20 protein-coding genes are annotated in these 22,659 nt (G+C 66.1%); 6 read left to right on the forward strand and 14 right to left on the reverse strand.

Going from position 1 to position 22,659, the window contains the following annotated elements; all coding sequences use genetic code 11:
- The first annotated feature begins 19 nt into the window (after positions 1-19).
- A complete protein-coding gene (locus tag ACSR1C_RS15485; RefSeq protein WP_460260284.1) occupies positions 20-2,050 on the forward strand; it encodes a capsular polysaccharide biosynthesis protein in 2,031 nt (676 codons plus the stop codon).
- On the opposite strand, the gene ribD is transcribed toward ACSR1C_RS15485, so the two are convergent.
- The 12 genes from ribD to ACSR1C_RS15545 all read right to left on the reverse strand — a co-directional run bounded on the left by ribD (position 2,047) and on the right by ACSR1C_RS15545 (position 16,360).
- The gene (ribD, locus tag ACSR1C_RS15490) at positions 2,047-3,150 is read right to left on the reverse strand and encodes a bifunctional diaminohydroxyphosphoribosylaminopyrimidine deaminase/5-amino-6-(5-phosphoribosylamino)uracil reductase RibD (protein WP_460260285.1); all 1,104 of its coding nucleotides are present in this window, start codon (positions 3,148-3,150) and stop codon (positions 2,047-2,049) included. The two genes, ACSR1C_RS15485 and ribD, sit on opposite strands and share 4 nt — an antisense overlap.
- Entirely contained in the window at positions 3,147-3,614 is a 468-nt protein-coding gene (gene nrdR / locus ACSR1C_RS15495; RefSeq protein ID WP_460260286.1) for a transcriptional regulator NrdR, read from the reverse strand. Before nrdR ends, ribD begins: the two co-directional genes overlap by 4 nt.
- 97 nt (positions 3,615-3,711) lie before the next feature.
- Positions 3,712-4,371 carry a hypothetical protein gene (locus ACSR1C_RS15500; protein ID WP_460260287.1) on the reverse strand — a complete coding sequence of 220 codons (660 nt, stop codon included), beginning with the start codon at positions 4,369-4,371 and terminating at the stop codon, positions 3,712-3,714.
- A gap of 152 nt (positions 4,372-4,523) precedes the next feature.
- A complete protein-coding gene (locus ACSR1C_RS15505) occupies positions 4,524-4,940 on the reverse strand; it encodes a secondary thiamine-phosphate synthase enzyme YjbQ (protein WP_460260288.1) in 417 nt (138 codons plus the stop codon).
- A gap of 10 nt (positions 4,941-4,950) precedes the next feature.
- Positions 4,951-5,421, reverse strand: a complete 471-nt coding sequence (locus tag ACSR1C_RS15510) for a hypothetical protein (protein WP_460260289.1) — start codon at positions 5,419-5,421, stop codon at positions 4,951-4,953.
- A 58-nt stretch (positions 5,422-5,479) separates the two neighbouring features.
- Positions 5,480-7,468, reverse strand: coding sequence for an RNA polymerase sigma factor RpoD (gene rpoD, locus ACSR1C_RS15515; protein WP_460260290.1), 1,989 nt, complete (start codon positions 7,466-7,468; stop codon positions 5,480-5,482).
- Between the two features lie 118 nt (positions 7,469-7,586).
- Positions 7,587-9,548, reverse strand: coding sequence for a DNA primase (gene dnaG / locus ACSR1C_RS15520; protein ID WP_460260291.1), 1,962 nt, complete (start codon positions 9,546-9,548; stop codon positions 7,587-7,589).
- A 73-nt stretch (positions 9,549-9,621) separates the two neighbouring features.
- The gene (locus ACSR1C_RS15525; protein ID WP_460260292.1) at positions 9,622-10,200 is read right to left on the reverse strand and encodes a sarcosine oxidase subunit gamma; all 579 of its coding nucleotides are present in this window, start codon (positions 10,198-10,200) and stop codon (positions 9,622-9,624) included.
- A complete protein-coding gene (locus ACSR1C_RS15530; protein WP_460260293.1) occupies positions 10,193-13,120 on the reverse strand; it encodes a sarcosine oxidase subunit alpha family protein in 2,928 nt (975 codons plus the stop codon). Before ACSR1C_RS15530 ends, ACSR1C_RS15525 begins: the two co-directional genes overlap by 8 nt.
- The gene (locus tag ACSR1C_RS15535; protein ID WP_460260294.1) at positions 13,117-13,401 is read right to left on the reverse strand and encodes a sarcosine oxidase subunit delta; all 285 of its coding nucleotides are present in this window, start codon (positions 13,399-13,401) and stop codon (positions 13,117-13,119) included. Before ACSR1C_RS15535 ends, ACSR1C_RS15530 begins: the two co-directional genes overlap by 4 nt.
- Before the next feature lie 88 nt (positions 13,402-13,489).
- Positions 13,490-14,740, reverse strand: a complete 1,251-nt coding sequence (locus ACSR1C_RS15540; protein WP_460260295.1) for a sarcosine oxidase subunit beta family protein — start codon at positions 14,738-14,740, stop codon at positions 13,490-13,492.
- A gap of 189 nt (positions 14,741-14,929) precedes the next feature.
- Entirely contained in the window at positions 14,930-16,360 is a 1,431-nt protein-coding gene (locus ACSR1C_RS15545; protein ID WP_460260296.1) for a Glu/Leu/Phe/Val family dehydrogenase, read from the reverse strand.
- 425 nt (positions 16,361-16,785) lie between these two features.
- On the opposite strand from ACSR1C_RS15545, the gene ACSR1C_RS15550 reads away from it, so the two are divergent.
- From ACSR1C_RS15550 to ACSR1C_RS15560, 3 genes are read left to right on the forward strand one after another with little or no spacing between them, the layout of a single operon-like run.
- A complete protein-coding gene (locus ACSR1C_RS15550; protein WP_460260297.1) occupies positions 16,786-18,435 on the forward strand; it encodes a Tad domain-containing protein in 1,650 nt (549 codons plus the stop codon).
- On the forward strand, positions 18,432-18,998 hold the full coding sequence (locus ACSR1C_RS15555; RefSeq protein WP_460260298.1) for a TadE/TadG family type IV pilus assembly protein: 567 nt from the start codon (positions 18,432-18,434) through the stop codon (positions 18,996-18,998). Before ACSR1C_RS15550 ends, ACSR1C_RS15555 begins: the two co-directional genes overlap by 4 nt.
- A 3-nt stretch (positions 18,999-19,001) precedes the next feature.
- Positions 19,002-19,589: a TadE/TadG family type IV pilus assembly protein gene (locus ACSR1C_RS15560; RefSeq protein WP_460260299.1), complete on the forward strand. Its 588-nt coding sequence runs from the start codon at positions 19,002-19,004 to the stop codon at positions 19,587-19,589.
- Here the strand turns inward: ACSR1C_RS15560 and ACSR1C_RS15565 are convergent.
- Together ACSR1C_RS15565 and ACSR1C_RS15570 are read right to left on the reverse strand one after the other, a co-directional pair.
- Entirely contained in the window at positions 19,579-20,070 is a 492-nt protein-coding gene (locus ACSR1C_RS15565) for a hypothetical protein (protein ID WP_460260300.1), read from the reverse strand. The genes ACSR1C_RS15560 and ACSR1C_RS15565 overlap by 11 nt on opposite strands.
- Before the next feature lie 74 nt (positions 20,071-20,144).
- On the reverse strand, positions 20,145-20,732 hold the full coding sequence (locus tag ACSR1C_RS15570) for a TetR family transcriptional regulator (RefSeq protein ID WP_460260301.1): 588 nt from the start codon (positions 20,730-20,732) through the stop codon (positions 20,145-20,147).
- 106 nt (positions 20,733-20,838) lie between these two features.
- On the opposite strand from ACSR1C_RS15570, the gene ACSR1C_RS15575 reads away from it, so the two are divergent.
- Positions 20,839-21,138 (forward strand): hypothetical protein, encoded by a 300-nt coding sequence (locus ACSR1C_RS15575; RefSeq protein WP_460260302.1) that lies wholly within the window; start codon positions 20,839-20,841, stop codon positions 21,136-21,138.
- 80 nt (positions 21,139-21,218) lie between these two features.
- Complete coding sequence (locus ACSR1C_RS15580; RefSeq protein WP_460260303.1) at positions 21,219-22,505, forward strand: homoserine dehydrogenase; 1,287 nt, start codon at positions 21,219-21,221, stop codon at positions 22,503-22,505.
- The last annotated feature ends 154 nt before the right edge of the window (positions 22,506-22,659 follow it).

Consider the following 22,659-nt stretch of genomic DNA (forward strand, 5'->3'; position numbering starts at 1 on the left):
GCCCTCGCGCCAGCCTGACATGACACCCGATACCGCCGGTGGGGACTATCCCCGCCGGCGGCTTTACGTCTACAACGGCGGTTTCGTGACCCAACGCCGGGTACGGCGTATCCTGACGCTGGCGGGCTATGACATCCGGCTGGGCCTGCCCGGCGCGCAGGATCTGGTGGGCGTCTGGGGCCGCTCGCCCACCGCCCATCGGGGCGAGGCCGTGGCGGCACGGCGCGATGTGTCGCTGCTGCGCATCGAGGATGCGTTTTTGCGCTCGGTTCAGCCGGGCCGCGCGGGTACGCCGCCGCTGGGCCTGATGCTGGACCGTGCGGGCGTGCATTTCGACCCCGCCACCCCCAGCGGGCTGGAACAGATCCTGGCCAGCCATATGCTGGACGATACCGCCCTTCTGAACCGCGCCCGCGCCGCCATCGCCCGGCTGCGTGCCGCCGATCTGTCGAAATACAACGCATTCGACCCCGCCGCCCCGGTGCCTGAGCCCGGCTATGTTCTGGTGATCGACCAAACCGCCGGCGATGCCTCGGTCACTGCGTCGGGCGCGACGAAAGCCACGTTCCGCGAGATGCTGGCCTTTGCACAAATCGAACATCCCGGTGCGCGCATCCTGATCAAGGCCCACCCTGAAACCGTGGCCGGCCACCGGGCGGGCCATTTCGACCCGGATCAGGCGCAGGGGCGGATCAGCCTTTTCGCCGACGCCGTGTCGCCCTGGCATCTGCTGGAGGGGGCGGTGGCGGTCTATACGGTATCGTCGCAACTGGGGTTCGAGGCGATCCTGGCAGGGCACAGGCCGCGCGTGTTCGGCCAGCCCTTTTATGGCGGCTGGGGTCTGACACAGGATGAAAACCCGGTGCCGCGCCGCACCCGCCGCCTGACCCGGGCGCAACTGTTCGCCGGCGCAATGATCCTGGCGCCGACCTGGTACGACCCCTGTCGTGACCGGTTGTGCCCGCTGGAAGACGCCATCGCCACGCTGGAGGCCGAGGCCCGCGCCTGGCGCGAGGATCATCCGGGCTGGACCGCCGCCGGGATGCGGCTGTGGAAACGTCGCCCGTTGCAACGGTTTTTCGGCGCCACCCGGCGCGTCCGCTTCGCCCGCGACCTGCCGCAGGCGCAACGGATCGCGCAGACCAGCGGCCGGCGGGTGATGGTCTGGGCCGGCAGGGGCGACGACGCGCCCCCCGGCACCGTGCGCGTCGAGGACGGGTTCCTGCGCTCGCGCGGGTTGGGGGCCGATCTGGTGCCGCCGCTGTCGCTGGTGACCGACGATCTGGGCATCTATTACGACCCCGGTCGCGAAAGCCGGCTGGAACGGCTGATCGCGGCCTCGGCCACCCTGCCCGCCGCCGAACTGGCCCGCGCCGAGGCGCTGATCGCACGGCTGGTGCAGGCGGGCCTGTCGAAATACAATCTGGGCCGCCCCGCCCTGCCCGCCCTGCCCGAAGGCCACCGCATTCTGGTGCCCGGACAGGTCGAGGATGACGCCTCGATCCTGAAAGGTTGCGGTGCCGAGGCCACCAATCTGGATCTGCTGCAGCGCACCCGCGCCGAAAACCCCCAGGCGGTGCTGATCTACAAGCCGCACCCGGATGTCGAGGCCGGGCTGCGCCCCGGCGCGCTGCCCCGCGACATGGTGCTGACCCTGGCCGATGTGGTGGCCGACCGGGCCGACCCGGTGGCGCTGATCCAGGCGGTGGACGCGGTCTGGACCCTGACCTCGCTTCTGGGGTTCGAGGCGCTGATCCGCGGCGTGCCGGTCACCTGCCTGGGCGCGCCGTTTTACGCGGGCTGGGGGCTGACCCGCGACCTGGGCCCGGTGCCCGCGCGGCGGCAGGCACGGCCCGTGCTGGCCGGATTGGTCCATGCCGCCCTGATCGGATATCCACGCTATTTCGACCCCAAAACCGACCGTCCCTGCCCGGTCGAGGTCGCAGTGGACCGGCTGGACAGCGGCGATCTGCCCCGCCCCGGCCCGTTCAACCGCAGCCTGTCGAAACTACAAGGGGCACTGGCCAGCCGCGCGCATTTGTGGCGCTAGGCACGTTCCCAACGGTGCATCACGTCACCGCCCACGGCGCGGGTCTCGACCAGATCGAACCGTGACGCCTCGGCCAGCGCGGCCACCCCCATCGCGCCGATCGCCGGGTATCCCTCGGCCCCCAGCGCCACCCCGGCGGTAAAGCCCACCAGCTCGTCCACCAGGCCCGCGCTTAACAGCGAGGCCGCCAGCGCGCCGCCGCCTTCGCAAAACACCCGCGTCAGCCCGGCCTGCCCCAGCGCCTGCAACAGCGACAGCGGATCAAGCTGCCCACCACGCGCCACCGTCACCGGCAACAGCCGCGCGCCCAGCCCCTGCCAGGCGTTCACCAAATCAGCAGAGGTGCCCTCGCCATGGCACAGCCACAGCGGCACCTCGGCGGCGCTGCGCGCAAGTTTCCCGGTCAGCGGCAGATCCAAGCGGCGCGAACAGACAACGCGCACCGGCTGCTGCACGACACCCAGGTCGCGCACCGTCAGCGACGGGTCGTCCGTCCGCGCAGTGCCGCCGCCCACCATCACCGCATCGTGGCGCGCGCGCATCGCATGAACCATCCGCCGCGCGTCCGGGCCGGTGATCCACTGGCTTTCGCCGGTCGCGGTGGCGATCCGCCCGTCGAAAGACGACGCAAGCTTGAGCGTCAGCGCCGCGCGCCCTTCGGTGCGGTTCAGCAAAAAGCCGCGATGATCGCGCCCTGCCGCATCGGCCAGCACGCCGGTCTCAACCGCGATCCCGGCGGCGCGCAACAGCGCATGGCCACCGCCCGCCACACGCGGATCGGGATCCTCCAGCGCGGTGACGACCCGCACCACACCGGCAGCGATCAACGCCTCGGCGCAGGGTGGGGTCTGGCCGTGATGGGCGCAGGGTTCAAGGCTGACATAGGCGGTGGCGCCGCGCGCCGCATCGCCCGCCTGGGCCAGCGCCACGGGTTCGGCATGGGGCCGCCCGCCCGGCTGCGTCCAGCCGCGCCCGACGATCCGGGCCCCCTTGACCAGCACACAGCCCACCGCCGGGTTGGGCCAGCACCGGCCCATCCCGCGTCGCCCCAGCGACAGGGCAAGCGCCATAAAGCGCCGGTCGTCGGCGGGGCTGGTCACTCTTCCGGCTGGCGGGGCGGACGCAGTTCGCTGACGAATTTGTCGAAATCGCCTGCTTCCTGGAAGTTCTTGTAAACGCTGGCAAACCGCACATAGGCCACGGTGTCGATCCGGGCCAGGCTTTCCATCACGATCTCGCCGATCGTTTTCGACGGGATGTCGGTTTCGCCCATGCTTTCCAGCCGCCGTACGATGCCGGAAATCATCTGATCCATCCGTTCCGGCTCGACCGGGCGTTTTTGCAGCGAGATACGCACCGATCGTTCCAGCTTGTCGCGGTCGAAATCTTCGCGCCGGCCATTGGACTTGATCACCACGAGGTCCCGCAACTGCACCCGTTCATAGGTGGTGAACCGCCCGCCGCAGGCCGGGCAGAACCGCCGCCGCCGGATCGCAACGTGATCCTCGGCGGGCCGGGAATCCTTCACCTGAGTGTCGATATTTCCGCAAAACGGGCAGCGCATGGCCCCTCCTTTGGTGATGTGGGCAAATATCCACAGCCACTATAGGGAAGCCGCAACGCTTTGTGTAGAGGCGTTGTTCCGCCACGATATACTGAAATCAGAGCGCCGCTTTTTCAGGCAAACCCGCAACCGAGCGACGCCGCCGCCCCATCACCACCAGGAACAACAGCCCGCCGCCCATCAGCGGCAACCCGGCCGGAACCGGAACCGCTGCGATCAATACAAGGTTGTCGAACCCGAAATGCACATCGCCCCCCACGAACAGATCGGGGTTATAGGCGGGCAGGACACCCTCGATCGTCAGATAGGTGATATCCGCGAAATCTGCTCCGAAGATATAGAGCGACGGATCGAGCACCGAGGAAAACGAATCTTCGGCCACCAGAACGCCGTCTTGATAGCCCCGAACGCGGACGTCGTCGTAATAATAAGGCTGATCATCAAGCCACAGTCCGGCCGACAGCGAAACCGTATCAAACTGCACCGCATCGAAGGCCGAGCCAGTTTCCAGCGAAATGCCGACACTGCTGGCATTCGGTCCAAGCGCGATGTCCAGATGAACGAAAGGCTCATCCGACAGAAACACCCCCGGTGCGGAAAGCGGCGTCATCACATAGCCGTCTTCGGAATAGCTGAGCTGCGGATCGCCACCGCCGAGGATGTCGTCAAAGGTAAGCGTTTCCGCGCCGGAAATGGATGCAGCGCAGATCGCACTGATTCCGAAAAGAGCGGCGGTAGCAATGTTACCAAAACTCATCGTGAAATCCCTGAATACCAATACACAGTTAACATCTCGCATTCAGCATACGCCGATGTGGTCATAGTTCAAGGTTTTCGCGGCTCTCGCCCGGGCGTTACACGCAGGACCGCCCGCCGCCCATTTTCCTTCAGGCAACGTTATGTGCCGAGCTAAGCCCCCAAAAGGTGCGCGGCGACCTCGCGCTGGTGCGGGGCGCTGCGATGCTCGAACAGGTAAATCCCCTGCCAGTTGCCCAGAACCGGCCGCCCACCGGCCACCGGGACCGACAAACTAACCGGCAGCAGCGCCGCCTTGATATGGGCCGGCATGTCGTCAGGCCCTTCATAGGTGTGTGTCAGATAGGCCATCGACGGATCGGTAGAAGGCGGCACCAGACGGTGAAAGAAATTGTGCAGATCGCTGCGCACCTCGGGGTCGGCATTTTCCTGGATCAGCAGGGAACAGGAGGTATGGCACACGAACAGCGTCAGCAGCCCCTCGCCCCGGCCCGCGCACCAGCGCGTCACCTGATCGGTGAACTCGTAAAGGCCCGGGCCGTGGGTCGGGACGGTGAATGTGGTCTGCATGCCCCGCGTGCTACTCCGGCAAATCCCAGAAGAATGGCGTGATCGAGCGGCAGGTCGACTCCCCATGTGCGGCCAGGAAATTCGCGCCGACGGCCGAGATGCTCAGGCTGTAATCGCCCGCGGGCAACGCTTCGGCAGCCGCCAGGACATCGGCGTCGGGCAACACGGTGAAAACCACGCTGGTGCTGCCCGGCCGGGTGGCGCTGGGACCGCGCGGTTTGACAATATAGATCCGCTGGTTGGGCAGCAGGTGAACCTTGTTGATGACGTAATCGCCGGCAGAGCACCAATAATGGGTCGGCCCGTTGCCAGGGCGGCCGATCACTTCGAACTGACCGGGGGTGGTGGCGTCGCCCAGGACCCGATTGCCGATCAGACTGTGGTCGTTCGGCATGATTGCGGGCACGGTTTGCGGGGTGGATGCTTGCTCGCAGCCCGCAGCTAAGGCCGCGGCGGCGAGAACAACAAACAGGCGTTTCATGCTCAACCTCATGTAAAAAAGGCCGCGCAAATGGCGCGGCCCTTCTTATATGGTCACCCTATTGGTCGAGAAAAGAGCGCAACTTGCGCGACCGGCTGGGGTGCTTCAATTTGCGCAGGGCCTTGGCCTCGATCTGACGGATCCGTTCGCGGGTCACGCTGAACTGCTGCCCCACTTCCTCAAGCGTGTGGTCGGTGTTCATACCGATACCGAACCGCATCCGCAGCACCCGCTCTTCGCGCGGGGTGAGGCTGGCCAGAACCCGGGTCGTGGTTTCCTTCAGGTTTTCCTGAATGGCGCTGTCCAGCGGCAGGACCGCGTTCTTGTCTTCGATGAAGTCGCCAAGCTGGCTGTCTTCCTCGTCGCCGATCGGGGTCTCCAGGCTGATCGGCTCCTTGGCGATCTTCATCACCTTGCGGACCTTTTCCAGCGGCATCTGCAGCTTTTCGGCCAGTTCTTCAGGCGTCGGTTCGCGGCCGATCTCGTGCAGCATCTGGCGGCCGGTGCGCACCAGCTTGTTGATCGTCTCGATCATATGCACCGGAATACGGATGGTGCGCGCCTGATCGGCGATCGACCGGGTGATCGCCTGACGGATCCACCAGGTCGCATAGGTCGAGAATTTATAGCCACGGCGGTATTCGAACTTGTCCACCGCCTTCATCAGGCCGATATTGCCTTCCTGAATAAGATCAAGGAATTGCAGACCCCGGTTGGTGTATTTCTTGGCGATCGAGATCACCAGACGCAGGTTTGCCTCGACCATTTCCTTCTTGGCCTGGCGGGCTTCTTTTTCGCCCTTCTGGACCTGCTGCACGATGCGGCGGAATTCGGAAATATCGACGCCCACATACTGACCCACCTGGGCCATCTCGGCGCGCAGTTCCTCGACCTTGTCGCCCGAACGTTCGACCAGCGCCTGCCAGCCACGGCCGGATTTTTCGGCCATGCGATCCATCCAGGCCGGGTCCAGCTCATAACCCCGGTATTCGTCGACGAATTCGCGGCGGTTGATGCGGGCCTGATCGGCCAGCTTCACCATCGCGCTGTCGATCTGCATGATCTTGCGGTTGATGCCATACAGCTGGTCGATCAGCGCCTCGATCCGGTTGTTGTGCAGGTGCAGATCGTTCACCATCAGCACGATTTCCGAGCGCAGCTTCTGATAGGCGGTCTCCTCCTTGGCGGAAAAAGAGTCGTCCTCGTTCAGCGTGGCCGACATCCGCAGATCCTGCATTTCGGCCAGAAGCGTGTAGTCGCGGGCGATCAGATCGAGCGTTTCCAGCACCTGCGGCTTAAGCGCGGCCTCCATCGCGGCAAGCGACATGTTCGCCTGCTCGTCCTCTTCGTCGTCATCCTCGACCTTGATCGGGTTGCCGTCGGCGTCCAGCTCGGGCTGATCGTCCTTCGGCTTTTCCGGCCCGGCCTCGACATTCAGGCCTCCGACGACCGGCTCGTCCACTTCGCCGTCCTCTTCCAGCGTGCGGCCGAACGTGGCGTCCAGGTCGATCACGTCGCGCAACAGGATGTCTTCGCTCAGAAGTTCGTCGCGCCAGATGGTGATTGCCTGAAAGGTCAGCGGGCTTTCGCACAGGCCGGCGATCATCGTGTTGCGCCCGGCCTCGATCCGCTTGGCGATGGCGATCTCGCCCTCGCGCGACAGCAGTTCGACCGAACCCATTTCGCGCAGATACATGCGCACCGGATCGTCGGTGCGGTCCAGCTTTTCGGTCTCGGTGGTGGCCAGCGTCACCTCGCGCGAAGAGGAGGTCTCGACCACCGCGGTGCCGCCCTTTTGCTCTTCGTCCTCGGCCTCTTCCTCTTCGATGATGTTGATGCCCATTTCGGACAGCATCGACATCACATCCTCGATCTGTTCGGAAGACACCTGATCCGGCGGCAGCACCTGATTGAGCTGTTCATAGGTGATGTAGCCGCGCTCGCGCGCCTCGGCGATCATCTTCTTGACCGCGGTCTGGCTCATATCGAGCGCCATCTCCTGGTCCTGATCGTCTGGCTTGCTGTCGTCGGTATCTTTTGCGGCCATTCTCTGCTCCTTGCGCGGGGAAGCTGATTCGGTCCCACGTTGACCCGAATCAATAGCGCGAATCATGCGCCTGCACACCCATTTAGCGTTGATTCTTTATCCAATCGTCTCCGGAACGTCACGGTGCCCCCTTACCGCCCTTGGCAAAATTGATCTGCCCCAACAGCAGATCGAAGGCGCTGCGCTCGTCCCGGCTCATCCGTGCCCCGTTCGGGCCGACATCATATTCGCCCTTGTCCTCGGTATCTCCGCGCCCGGCGCGGTTGCGCGCCTCGGCCACCTGACCCAGCCGCCAAGTCACCCCCTCGTCCGCCAGTCCGGCCAGATCCGCCACCGCATCCTCGATTTCACGCGCGGCGCCGCGCGTGGCGTCCAGCTTAGCCAGTTCCTCGGCCAGACACATCATCGCCTTTTCAGTATCGGCCCGGTCCAGCAACGGGGGCGCGATTTGCACATGGCTGAGCGAGAACAGCTTTTCAAGGGGGCCGGGGCCCAGCGTTCCCTCTATGGCGCGGCGCAACGTCTGGCTGTCGGCCTCGCCCAGATGGGTCAGCAGCGCGCCCTGCAGGCGACGGTGATCATCGCTGCGGAACTCCAGCCGCTCCAGCTCGCCCTCGAAACCCGGCAAAAGCGCAGGATGGGTGATCAGCGTCGCCAGGATCACAGCCTCGCGCAGATCCTGCTCGAACTGGGGCGCCGACGACACCAGCGCGGAATTCTTGGTGACATGCTGGAATTTCGGGCCGGTATCGCGCGGTTTCCATTTGCCCTTGCTCTGCCGCTGCGGGCCGGGGCGCTGGCCGAACAGATCCCAGCGCAGGCGCTTGATCTCTTCGCCGTAATGGCCGCGGATCGACGGATCCTTGATTCGGGCGATGGCGGCGCGCAGGTCCTTGTCCAGCGCGGCCTTGCGTTCGGGACTGTCGAACAGCTTGCCTTCGGTTTCGCGCCGCCACAGCAGCCGCACCATCGGCTGCGCCGCGTCCAGCAGCGCCTGCATCGCCGCCGCCCCGCCGGCGCGGATCACGTCATCGGGGTCCTGCCCCTGCGGCATCACCGCAAACCGCAGCGATTGCCCGGCCTCAAGCAGCGGCAGCGCCAGATCGACCACCCGCAGCGCCGCGCGCAGGCCCGCCGTGTCGCCATCCAGCGCGATGATCGGTTCGGGGGCGATGCGCCACAGCATCTGCAGCTGGGTTTCGGTGACCGCGGTGCCCAGCGGCGCGACCGTAGCGCCGAAGCCCGCCTCGGCCAACGCGATCACGTCCATATATCCCTCGGCCACGATCAGCGGCTGGCCCTTGCCGGCGGCCTCGCGCGCGGGGCCCTGATTGTAAAGGCTGCGGCCCTTGTCAAAAAGTTCCGTCTCGGGCGAGTTGAGGTATTTGGCGTTGTCGTTGGGATCCATCGCCCGGCCGCCAAAGGCAATCGCCCGGCCACGCGCATCGCGGATCGGGAACATGATCCGCCCCCGGAACGTGTCATAGGGCTTGCCGCCCTTCTGGCTGGGCTTGGCCAGCCCCGCGCCCAGGATCAGATCGGGGGCCACGCCCTTGGCGGTCAGGTGATCCCACAGCCCCTGCCACACATCGGGGGCAAAGCCGATATCCCAGCGGTCCTGCGCCGCCTCGGACAGGCCGCGCCGCGCCAGATAATCCCGCGCCGGCGCCGCCGCGCCGGTTTTCAACTGCAGGCGGTAATATTGTACCGCCTGCTCCATCACCGCGTTCAACTGGCTGCGCCGGTCGGCCTTTTGCGCGGCCTGCGGGTCCCGCGCGGGCATCTGCATCCCGGCCTCGCCGGCCAGAATTTCGATCGCTTCCATGAAACCCACATTCTCGGTCTCGCGGATAAAGCTGATCGCGTCGCCCTTGGCGTGACAACCGAAGCAATAGTAATAGCCCTTGCGGTCGTCGACATGGAACGAGGCGGATTTTTCCTGATGAAACGGGCATGGCGCCCACATGTCGCCCTTGCCCTGATTGGACTTGCGCGGATCCCACATGACCTTGCGCCCCACGACCTGGCTAAGGGACGTGCGGGTGCGAAGCTCGTCAAGGAAACCCGGGGGCAGACTCATAGCGCATAATATCGGTCCGCCAACGCCAAGAGTCTAGCACCCGCGGCGGATGAAAAAATTTCCCGAAATTTTTTCAAAGGAAAATTTTTCGGGAAAAATTTTCTCTTTCACCCCGCGCGGCCACGCTTTTCATCGCCTGTTCCAGATCCTCCAGCGCGGTTCGCGCCATCGAGCGAAACACCATGATCTCATAGCCGTCATCCCCCCGCCGGGTGATCGCGGCCGCCATATGCCCCAGCTGCGTGCGCGCGGTCTGCCCCGGCCCGAACACATCCGCCCGCAGATCAAGCGGCGTCAGCCGTGCCAGAACCGCCCGCGCGCCCGCGCCGCCCAACCCAAACACAGCCCAGCCATCGCTTTGATCGACAAGCGCCGCATGGGCGGCCAGCCCCGGGCCAGGTGACGGCCCAAGCAACAGCGCCTGCCCCCGGCCCGACCAGACCAGCCGCGCGCCCGCGTGCGCCACCACCCGGTTCGGCGCCGGGAAGGTCAGGCCATGCGCCGCCGTCAGCGCCCGCGACAGCGCCGCCCCGGCCCCCGCATAGGGCGCAATCACGGTGATCGCGCCCACCTCGGGCGCGGTCAGCCGCGTGGCGCCCAGTTCCAGCGGCAGCCCCCCGGCCACCGCGGGTCTTGCGATCAGCCTAGCCACGGGCACGCCCCCCTTCTGGATCAAAAAACACCGGATCGCACACCTCGCACAGCGTGTGCAACTTGCGCAGGTGATCGACCATTACCACCCGCCTGCCATGCCGCGCGCGGCCATCCTTCAGGAACGCCAGGCCCAGCGCGTGACCCAGCGTCACCGAATGGCAGGCCGATGTCACATGGCCCTGACCGTTTTCGCGGGTGGGGGCCGCGGCCTCGTTGAACAGATGCGCCCCGGCGGCGATCTGCCCGCCCGCCTGCACCGGGCGCAGCCCCACCAGTTGCGCGCGGTCGGGGCCGGTCAGCCCCGGGCGCTGCGCCGCCGCCTTGCCGATGAACTCTTTCTTCGCCGACATCATCCGCCCCAATCCCAGATCGAACGCGGTCGTGCGCCCGTCCATCTCGGCATGGGTCACGAACCCCTTTTCGATCCGCAGCACGTTCAGCGCCTCCATCCCATAGGGGCCGCCCCCCAGCGCCTCGGCCAGGGTCAGCGCGATGCGAAACAGGCTGTCACCATAGCGCGCGGGCACCGCCAGTTCATAACCATGCTCGCCCGAGAACGAAATCCGGAACAGCCGCCCCATCACCCCCGACACCGCGACCGCACCGCAGGCCATGAACGGAAAGCGGTCATCGTCGATATCGGCCTCCAGCAGCGCGTTGACCAACTCGCGCGCCCGCGGGCCCGCAATCGCGATCTGCGCCCATTGCTCGGTCACTGAATTGATCCGCATATCCAGATGCGGCGCAAGGCATTGATGCACGAAGTCCAGATGCCGCATCACCTGCCCGGCGGCGGCGGTGGTCGTGGTCATGACGAAATGCTGCGGCCCCAACCGCGCGGCGGTGCCGTCATCCATCACATGGCCGTCCTCGCGCAGCATCAGCCCATACCGCACCCGCCCCACCGGCAGGGTGGTAAACCTGTTGGCATAGACCAGATCCAGAAACGCCCCCGCATCCGGCCCCTGAATGTCGATCTTGCCCAGGGTGGACACATCGCACACCCCGACCGTGCCGCGCACCAGACCCACCTCGCGGTCGCAGGCCGCGCGCCAATCCGCCTCGTCCGATTGCGGGAAATAGGACGGACGATACCACAGCCCCGCCTCAACCATCGGCGCCCCGCGCTGGACCGAAGCCGCGTGCGACGTGGTGAACCGCTCCGGCGCGAATCCCTTGCCGCGCCCGCCCGCACCCATCGCGGCGATCGGCACCGGCACGAAGGGCGGGCGATAGGTGGTGGTCCCGGTTTGCGGGATCGTGCGCCCGGTGGCCTCAGCCAGCACCGCCAGCGCCCCGATGTTGGAATTCTTGCCCTGATCGGGCGCCATCCCTTGCGTGGTATAGCGTTTCATATGCTCGACCGAGGCAAGGTTTTCACGCGCCGCCAGTTCTACATCCTTCACCGTCACGTCGTTCTGGAAATCGAGCCAGGCACGCCCCCGCCCCGGCACCTGCCACAGCGGCGCGATGTCATAGGCACCCTCCCCGGCCCGCGGCAGATCGCCGGATGGGGCCGAAAAGTCCAGCGCCTCGACCGCCGCCGCCGCCCCCGAGGCCAGGCACCCGGCGGTCGAAAACACGCCGGCCGCCGCCCCGGCCACCACCATCCCCGGCACGGCCCCCGCCGGCGCCACGAACGCGGCAATGTCATCGCGCCAGATCGGCTTTGCGCCCATGTGGCACCCAAGGTGGATCGACGGGTTCCACCCGCCCGAAACCGCAAGGCAGTCGCAGGAAATCGCCTGTTTGCGGCCCTCTGCGTCGCGAAGGGTGATCTGCTCCAACCCGCGCCGCCCGGCGGTGCCGATCACCTGCGCACCGCTGAAAACCGGAAAATCGCCCGCCGCCGCGATGCCCGGCCGCGCGTCGATCAGGGCCGCAACCTCGATCCCCGCCTGCGCCATGTCGCGGGCGGTGCGGTGGCCGCTGCCGTTGTTGGCAAAGACCGCCACCCGCCGCCCCGGCGCCACACCCCAGCGATGCAGGTAGGCCCGCACCGCGCCCGCCTGCATGATGCCGGGCCGGTCATTGTCGGCAAAGGCAATCGGCCGCTCCAGCGCACCGGCGGCCAGCACCGCGCGCCGCGCCGCGATGCGCCAGAATATCTCTCGTGGCGCATCCGGGTGCGGGTGCGCCAGATGCAGCCCGGCCCGTTCCAACGCGCCGTAAGTGCCCTGATCATAGGCGCCGGTCACGGTGGTGCGCGGCATCAGCCGCACATTGGGCAGCGCGGCCAGCTCGGCCGTCACAGCCGCAGCCCAGTCATGGCCGGGCAGGCCACCCACCTCCTCGTCCTCGGCCAGCAGCCGCCCGCCGAACGCGCGATCCTCGTCGGCCAGGATCACATCCACCCCGGCGCGCCCCGCCACCAGCGCCGCCATCAACCCGGCGGGCCCGGCCCCGATCACCAGCAGATCGCAATGGGCAAACGCCGTCTCATAACGGCCCGTATCATCCAGCCCAGACAACGCCCCCAGACCGGCGGCGCGGCGGATCAGCGGCTCATACAACCGTTCCCAGAACGCACCGGGCCACATGAAGGTCTTGTAATAGAACCCCGCCCCAAAAAACGGCGCAAAGGCGTCATTCAACGCCAGCAGATCCCAGCGCAGCCCCGGCCAGGCGTTTTGCGACCGCGCCTCCAGCCCCTCATGCAATTCCTGCATCGTGGCGCGCACATTCGGCACCCGCGCCGCGCCGCCGCCGATGGTAACCAGCGCGTTGGGCTCTTCCGACCCGGCGCTGAAAATCCCGCGCGGGCGGTGATACTTGAACGACCGCCCCACCAGCCGCACATCATTGGCCAGCAGGGCCGAGGCCAGCGTGTCGCCCTCATGCCCGTGCAAACGCGCCCCGTCGAAACTGAACGGCACCGAAACGCGGCGGTCGATCCGGCCCTTGCCCGCAATCCTCATGCCGGCTCCCCCGCCCCGTCCGCACCTCGGTCCGCCGTCAGCACCACCGACACGATCTCGTGGCTCACCGTGTGGCGCGCGACCATCAGCCAGGCCGCACAGCCCATTTCGTGATACCACAACTCACGCGTCACCCCGGCCGGGTTGTCACGCAGATGCAGATAGGCATCCCAGGCCGCGGGGGCCGCGCCCTCGGCCGGGCGGTCCAGATAATCGGCCGCGCCCAGATAATAGAACTCGCGCCGGTCGCGCGCCCCGCACAGCGGGCAGGTGATCCTCATCTTTCCGCCCTTTCCGGCAAGGAGCCCCCTGCCTTCTTCTCGGTCCAAATACTCTCGCCGAAGGCGCCCCGCCCCCGGCCCGGCGCCGTCAATGCAGGTTGTGCTGGCTGCCGGTCCCTTCCTCATCGATCAGATCGCCATGCGCGAAACGGTCCAACCGGAACCGCGCCGCCACCGCGTGGGGTTGCCCCGTGGCCATCAGATGCGCCATGCACCACCCCGAGGCCGGCACCGCCTTGAACCCGCCGTAGTTCCAGCCGCAGTTCAGATAAAGCCCCTCGACGGACGTACGGTCGATGATGGGCGAACCATCGGGCGTCATGTCCATGATCCCGCCCCAAATACGCAATACCCGCGCCGCGCCGATCATCGGCATCAGGGTCATGCCCGCCTCCATCACATGCTCGGCCATCGGCAGGTTGCCGCGCTGCGCGTAAGAAGCGTAGAAATCCAGATCGCCGCCAAACACCAACCCGCCCTTGTCGGACTGGCTGATATAGAAATGCCCCATGCCGAAGCTGATCACATGGTCGATCACCGGCTTCAGCCCCTCGGTCACGAAGGCCTGCAACACATGGCTTTCGACCGGCAGGCGCAGCCCCGCCAGCGCCGCCACCTGCCCCGAGCGCCCGGCCACCAGCACGCCGATCTTCTTCGCCCGGATCGCGCCGCGCGTGGTCTGTACGCCCGTCACCCGGCCCTGCGCGATGTCAATCCCCGTGACCTCGCAATTCTGGATCAGATCGACCCCGCGCCGGTCCGCCGCGCGGGCATAGCCCCAGGCCACCGCATCGTGGCGCGCGGTGCCGCCGCGCGGGTGATACAGCCCGCCATGGATCGGAAACCGGCCCTGCTCGAAATCCAGATAGGGCAGCATGGCGCGCACGCCGTCGCGGTCCAGCAGCACGGCATCGTCACCCTGATTGATCATCGCATTGCCACGCCGCGCAAAGGCGTCGCGCTGTCCGTCGGAATGGAACAGATTGATCAGCCCGCGCTGGCTGTGCATCACGTTATAGTTCAGCTCGGCCTCCAGCCCTTCCCACAATTTCAGGGAATGGCTGTAGAATTCCGAATTGCCGGGCAGAAAGTAGTTGGCCCGCACGATGGTGGTGTTGCGCCCCACATTGCCGCCGCCCAGCCAGCCCTTTTCCAGCACCGCGATATTGGTCAGCCCATGATTTTTCGCCAGGTAATAGGCGGTCGACAGCCCGTGGCCACCGCCGCCCACAATGACCATGTCATACTCGGGCTTCGGCGCCGGGTCACGCCACAGCGGGCCCCAGCCCCTGTTGCCCGACAGCCCCTGCCGCAGCACCCTGACTCCCGAATAGCGCATGCACATCCGTCCTTTCGGCCCCGCGATCATACAAGACCCGCCAGACCCAGTATTCAACGCCGATCATCGCGCGCCCCACCCGGCGCCGACACAAACCGGCCCGTCCGCGACACGCGCGCATCGGTCCTGGCGGCCCATGCCGCCGCCCGCGCAGAGCGCCCGCAAGGGCGCGATAAGCGCCGCTCCGCCCTACAGCCCCTTGGCGCGATAGCTGGCCGCCACCCGGCCGATCGCCACCAGATAGGCCGCCGTGCGCAGATCGGTGACATCCTCGCGCCCGTGCCAGATTTCGCGCATCGACTGATAGGCCCCGCGCATCGTGTCATCGAGCCCCGAGCGCACCAGTTCCAGCTCGTCGGCGCCGCGCAGGTATTTCAGCTTGAAATCCGGGGTCAGCGTCCAGGACTTGCCCATCGCATCCGACAGCGCCTCAAGCTGGTCCACGATCAGCTGGTGGCGCGCCTCTTCCTGACGGCGCTGCATCCGACCGAACCGGATATGCGACAGGTTCTTGACCCATTCGAAATAGGACACCGTCACCCCGCCCGCATTGGCGTACATGTCGGGAATGATGACCGTGCCCTTGTCGCGCAGCACCTCGTCCGCGCCGAAGGTGATCGGGCCGTTGGCCGCCTCGATGATCAGCGGCGCCTGCACCCGGGCGGCATTGCCCATGTTGATCACGCCTTCGACCGCAGCGGGGATCAGGATGTCGCATTCTGCCTCCAGCAACGCCGCACCATCGCCCACGAACGTGCCTTCCGGGCAGCCCTGCACCCCGCCATTGACCCGGATCCAGCGCGCCACCGCGTCGATGTTCATCCCCGCCGGGTTGAACAGCCCGCCGTCGCGCTCGATGATCCCGATGATCCTGGCGCCGTCCTCGGTCGACAGGAATTCGGCCGCGTGATAGCCCACGTTGCCCAAGCCCTGCACGATCACCCGCTTGCCGTCCAGCGTACCCGACAGCCCGGTCTTGGCCACGTCCTCGGGGTGGCGGAAAAACTCGCGCAGCGCGTATTGCACGCCCCGGCCGGTGGCCTCGACCCGGCCCGCGATGCCGCCCGCGTGCAGCGGTTTTCCGGTGACGCAGGCGTTGGCATTGATGTCGGTGGTGTTCATCCGCCGGTACTGATCGGCGATCCAGGCCATTTCGCGCTCGCCGGTGCCCATGTCGGGGGCGGGCACGTTCTGGCTGGGATTGATCAGGTCGCGCTTGGCCAGTTCATAGGCGAAACGGCGGGTGATCAGCTCCAGCTCGTGCTCGTCCCAGGCGCGCGGGTCGATGCACAAGCCCCCCTTGGAGCCCCCGAACGGCGTTTCCACCAGCGCGCATTTATAGGTCATCAGCGCGGCCAGTGCCTCGACCTCGTCCTGATTGACGCCGGTGGCATAGCGGATACCGCCCTTGACCGGCTCCATATGTTCGGAATGCACCGAGCGATAGCCGGTGAAGGTCTGGATCTGGCCGCGCAGGCGGACCCCGAACCGCACCGTGTAGGTGGCGTTGCAGACCCGGATCTTTTCTTCCATCCCCGGCGGCAGGTCCATCAGCGCCACCGCCCGGTTGAACATCAGATCAACGGAATCCCGAAAGCCCGGCTCTTGTGTTTCGGCCATGTTTTCCTCCCCATCCGTGCCGGTTGCAGCGACTCGGTTCGCCCGAGCCTACGCGCAGAAACGGCGCCTGACACCCCCCAACACGCGAAGCCCGCTGGCGAAACCGGGACGACAGCCCGGACCGCCGGGCGCCGTTGTTTCGGCCTTTGCCAGCAATCGCGGCGGGCGTGAAAACTTGGCAAAAAATGCCATTCAGTCAGGCAGATATTGCCCGAAGCTTGCCCTATTTTCACCACATATGCAGAGCAAACCATGTGAAGCGGGGCCTGTACCTGCCAATAGGAAAACTGGCCGATCCGCCCCAGTCAGGAAGTGACGAGATGTTGTTGGTATCTGTGTATGAACAAGCAAAACAGCGCGTTTCCCGGATCCGGATAGGCGCCGCACGCCGTGCGTCTTCGTTCCACCGCGACGAAGACGGCTCCTTGCTGGTTTTCGGGATGCTGATCCTTATCCTGATGTTGTGGAGCGGCGGGATCGCCATTGACGCGATGCGGTACGAAGCCGCCCGGACCGAATTGCAAAGCACCCTGGACCGCGCCGTACTGGCCGCCGCCGATCTGGATCAGACCGCCGACGCGACGGCGGTCGTCGAGGATTACTTCGAAAAAGCCGGGCTGGCCGACGCGTTGGGCGATGTTCACGTCGACAGCACGTCCGCGTCGGGGCAGCTCAGCTTTCGCCGGGTCAGCGCGACGGCCTCGACCGATCTAGATTCGATCTTCACGGCAACGATCCTGCCGCCGCTTCTGAACACCATGCTGACCAGCGCCGCTAGCACCGCCGAGGAAGGCATCACCGATCTGGAAATCTCGCTGGTGGTGGACGTATCGGGCTCGATGGGCTGGAACTCCAGCACCGGCTGGCCGAAAATCACCGAACTGCGCGAGGCGGCGAAGGATTTCGTCTATTACATGCAGTGCAATCCGAACGCGAGCCGCACCTCGGGCACGCCCTGTTCGGTCGAATATGGCGCGGTGTCGGTCTCGCTTGTGCCCTATTCGGAACAGGTCACCGCGGGCGAGGATCTGCTGGATGTGCTGAATATCACCGACGAGCATCTCTATTCGCATTGCGTGACCTTCGAAGAGGGCGATTTCCTGACCCCCGGCTTCAGCCTGAACCCCGACGTCTATCTGCTGCGCACCGGGCATTTCGATCCCTGGAATTCCGGCACCTATGCCAGCGACGGCAGCCGCACCTGCCGGCTGGACAGCTGGCGCCGGATCCGGCCGTTCATGGACAATTATCAAGAATTGATGTCCCGGATCGACGGCCTGGGCGCGGGTGGCAACACCTCGATCGACGTTGGCATGAAATGGGGCGCCGCTTTGCTGGATCCCGATACGCGCAGTGCCATCACAGCGCTGACCAGCCGCGCCGACGGGGTTGGCTCTACCGTCGTTGATCCGGTCTTTTCGGACCGGCCTTATGACTATACCCAAGAGTACTCGATGAAGGTGATCGTGCTGATGACCGACGGGGTGAACACCGATCAGCACTATCTGAAAGAAGACTATCGCACCGGCGAATCACCGATCTGGCGCAATACCTCGCAGCCCGACCGCTATTCGATCTACAACGAGGATACCAACAAGTATTACTATACCTATGACGGCTCGTGGAACGACTATCCCTATGGTGACGCCGATGGCGAAGAGGTCACCGTGACCAACACGACCTGCCGCTGGACCTGGTGGTATGGCTATCAGTGCTGGACGACGACGAATACCTCTGTGGTCGAGCAGCCCTGCTGCGCGGTCCAGATGACCTTTCCCGAGGTCTGGAACAAGTTCACCACCTATTGGTATTCGCAATGGTCCTGGCTGGGCAATCCGGAATCGAGCTGGGGCAACAGCACCAAGAACGCGCGCCTGCAGGATATCTGTTCCGCCGCCAAGAATCAGGGGGTGATCGTTTATACCATCGGCTTCGAAGTCAGCGGCGACGCCCATCAGGTCATGAGCAACTGCGCCAGCACGCCGGGCCACTACTTTGCCGCCAACGGCGCCAATCTGGCCGAAACCTTCGGCGTGATCGCCAGCTCGATCAACCAGCTGCGGTTGACCCAATGACCGGGCCGGGTGGATTTTCCCGGCGGCTTGGCCGCAGGCTGCGTCGGCTGCTGCGCCGCGAAGACGGCACCGCGACGGTCGAGTTCGTGATCATGGTGCCTATTTTCATGCTGCTGTTCGTGTCCAACTTCGAAGTTTCGATGATCATGATTCGTCAGATGATGCTGGACCGCGGCCTTGACCTGGCGATGCGCGAATTGCGCCTGGGGACCTGGCCCAACCCGACGACGGCCATTCTGAAGCAGGAGATTTGCAGCCATACCGCCGGCCTGATCTCGGATTGCGAAAACCAGATGATGCTGGAACTGATCCCGGTCCCCGCCGCAAGCTGGACCCTGCCCGGCCCCAATGCCACCTGCAAGGACCGCAGCGCAGACCTGGAACCCGCCACCACCTTCGACGCCGGCGCCCAGAACCAGCTGATGGTCGTACGCGCCTGCGTTCTGATCGACCCGTTCTTTCCCGGCACCGAGCTTGCGCTGATGCTGGAGCGGAACCCGGGCGACGGCATGCCCCTGGCCGCCACCTCGGGTTTCGTCAACGAGCCCGGAACAGGGAGCTGAACCATGTTCAATACGATCCGCCGCGCCCTGACCCGCTTCGCCACCGAAGAAGATGCCAGCCTGATCGCCGAGGCGGTGATCATCCTGCCGGTGCTGACCTGGTGGTATGTGGGCAGCCTGGCCTTCTTTCAGGCCTACGAGGCGCGCAATATCAATCTCAAGGCCGCCTATACGGTCAGCGACATGATCAGCCGCGAAGACAGCGGCGTCGATGCCGCCTATATCGAGGGCCTGCAGGACGTCTTTGCCTATCTCACCCTGGGCAACGGCACGGACCCGGCGATCCGGGTCACCCTTGTGCGCTGCACCAGCAATTGCGATGTCGACGACGGCAGCCGCGTGCTAGAGCTTGACTGGTCCTACGGTGCCGGTGGCAAGGGGGCGCTGATCAACGCCAACATGTCGGCCTATCTGGACAGGATCCCGCTCATGCCCCTTGGCGACCGGGTCATTCTGCTGGAAACGTTCGTGACCTACACGCCCCCCTTCAATGTCGGCCTCAACGTCAGCGATTTCCAGAACCTCGTGGTCACCCGCCCGCGTTTCGTGCCGGTGATGTGCTTCGAAGGCGTCACCTGCACTATGAGCTGACGTCGGCATCGCGGTCGCGCTCAGCCAGCAGCGCGGTCAGCATCTCGGCCATGAATTTGGTCTGCCCGGCCGAGGTCACGCCGCCGATCCCGACCCGCCGCCCGGCGCGCCACCACAGCCCCGGCGCCCAGGCCCGCGGCCCGCGTTCCGCCAGCCGCAGCACGAACCCGTTCGACGGCTTCGCCGCGAAGGTGCCGCGCTCCACCGCGACGATCTGATCGATCCTTGCCAGTTCGCGCCCCGCGCTGTCGAACAGCCCGTCCTGCGTCAGGTCCAGCCGCAGCGCCGTGGCCCGGCGCATCCTGTCGGCCATCCACAGAACCGACGCACCGAAGACCAGCAGGAAAAGCTGCCAGCCCGGCGCCTGATGGCTGCGGCCAAGGCCCAGATACAGCACCATCCCCCCCAGCAGCAGCAGTACGCCGATCCCGAACACGCGGCGCGGCAAAGAGGCGGAAACAGAGGCAAGCACCTCGGGCATGGGAACACTCCTGATATCGGTCCGGCCCCGGTCTATCCGCCCGCCGCCAAAAGATCGAGGGGCCGCGTCGCGCCTCAGGCGCCCACGGCCTTGCGCACCATGTTCCAGTAAATCCGCACCACCCGGTCGCGCGGCACCCGCCCCTCTTCGCGATAGCCGGTTGTGACTCCGGTCAGCAGCGCCAGCACACCCAGCGCCGCCAGCCGCGTGTCGGGCAGGGTGAAATCGCCCGCCGTCTTGCCGTCGCGCAGGATCGTTTCAAGCTGCGCCTCATAAGCAGTGCGCAACGCGCCGACCGCCGCGGCGTTTTCGGGCGTCAGGTTGCGCTGCTCCATCTGGACAATCAGCACCGCGTCGGGCCGGTCCAGATGAAAGGTGATGTGAAACCGGGTAAACGCCGCCAGCCGATCGACCGGCGTGGCGCCTTCGGGTTCGGCCGCCCAGGCGGCCAGCACGGCCTCCAGATGCGCCTTCATCATGTCAAAGAGCAGGCTCTGCTTATCCGGGATATAGTTGTAAAGCGCGCCGGCCTGCACGCCGACCTCGGCCGCGATCTGGCGCATCGACACCGCACCATACCCATGCTGCGCGAACAGCCGTTGCGCCGCCGCACGGACCAGCGGCCCGGTGATCTCGGAATGTGACCCTGTCTTTCGTGCCATGGCCTCATGGTATCTGAACGCGCGTTCAGTTCAATCCCCCGCGCGCCGCCTTGCCTGCCCCCGCCACGCCGGGCTAAGGTCGCACCGAATGTCCCCGAGGCCCGCCATGACCCGCGCCGTGCTTTTTCTTCTGTGTTCCGGCCTGCTGGGCGGCTGCGCCACCTTCCCCGAGGTGGACGCGGCAATGCTGGCGCGTGGCAAAGACATCGAGTTTCCCGTTCTGGTGCCGTTGGAAAGCCTTCTGGACGGCGGGGCCGCGCCCCGGCTGGACGCGGCCAGCGGCCCGCAACTGGCCGCCCGCGCCGCCGCGCTGCAGGCCCGCGCCGCCCGCCTGCGCCGCGATCCGGTTCTGACCGGCGCCGAACGCGACCGCCTGCAACAGGCCGTGGTGCGCCACAACGGATGAGGGCCCGCTCGCGCGTTGCAAGCCCCGGCGCAACGCGCTAACACCGCCACGATAAATCCAACCTGCGGGAGCTTTCGCCCATGTCCACCCCCCTGCGCCTTGGCATTGCCGGGCTTGGCACTGTCGGCACCGGCGTCGTGAAAATCATTCGGACCCGCGCCGACCTGCTGGCCCGCCGCACCGGCCGCCCGGTGACGATCTCGGCCGTCTCGGCCCGTTCGCGCGGCAAGGATCGCGGCGTGGATCTGTCCGGGTACGGGTGGGAGGACGACCCGGTCGCCCTGGCCACGCGCGACGACGTGGACGTGTTCGTGGAACTGATGGGCGGCTCGGACGGCCCGGCCAAAGCCGCGACCGAGGCCGCGCTGGTCGCCGGCAAGGACGTGGTCACCGCCAACAAGGCGATGCTGGCGATCCACGGCCAGGAGCTGGCCGAAACCGCCGAAGCCCTGGGCCGGGTGATCCGGTTCGAGGCCGCGGTGGCGGGTGGCATCCCGGTGGTCAAGGCCCTGACCGAAGGGCTGGCCGGCAATCAGATCACCCGCGTGATGGGCGTAATGAACGGCACCTGCAACTATATCCTGACCCGGATGGAAAGCGCGGGCCTGCCCTATGAGACCGTGTTCGACGAGGCCGCCAAGCTGGGCTATCTGGAGGCCGACCCCCAGCTTGACGTGGGTGGCATCGACGCGGGGCACAAGCTGTCGCTGCTGGCGGCCATCGCCTTCGGCACCCAGGTCGATTTCGACGGGGTCGAACTGGACGGCATCGGCCAGGTCACGATCGAGGATATTCGCCAGGCCGCCGACATGGGATTCCGCATCAAGCTGCTGGGCGTGGCCCGGATGACTGGCCGCGGACTGGAACAGCGCATGACGCCCTGCCTGGTGCCCGCATCCAGCCCGCTGGGTCAGCTTGACGGCGGCACCAACATGGTGGTGCTGGAAGGCGACAGCGTCGGCCAGATCGTGCTGCGCGGCGCCGGCGCGGGCGAAGGCCCCACCGCCAGCGCGGTGATGTCCGACGTGCTGGACATCGCCCGCGGCATCCGGCTGGCGACTTTCGGCCAGCCCGCCAAGGGACTGGAACAGGCCCGCCGCGCCCGCGTCGCCACGCCCGCACCCTATTACCTGCGGATGGCGTTGCAGGACAAACCCGGCGCGCTGGCCAAGGTGGCCACGGCACTGGGCAATTCCGGCATCTCGATCGACCGGATGCGTCAGTATGACCATGCCGAACCCACCGCCCCGGTGTTGATCGTCACCCACAAAACGACGCGCGACGCGCTGGACCACGCACTGGCCGGTTTCGCGGCCACCGGCGTCGTCGTCGGCACCCCCGTGGCCCTGCGCATCGAAGCGGTCTGAGCCACAAATCGCCGCGCTTTATGGCCCTGAAACCGGCGCAAATGCACTGGTTTCAGGCCGTTAGCGCTGCCAGACTTGCCCCGGCTTCATCCTTGTGTCACCCCCTTGATGCAAGGTAGGTTTCGCCTCCATTAGCTGAATGCACACAGGATTT

This window comes from Actibacterium sp. D185-2 (assembly GCF_054954595.1).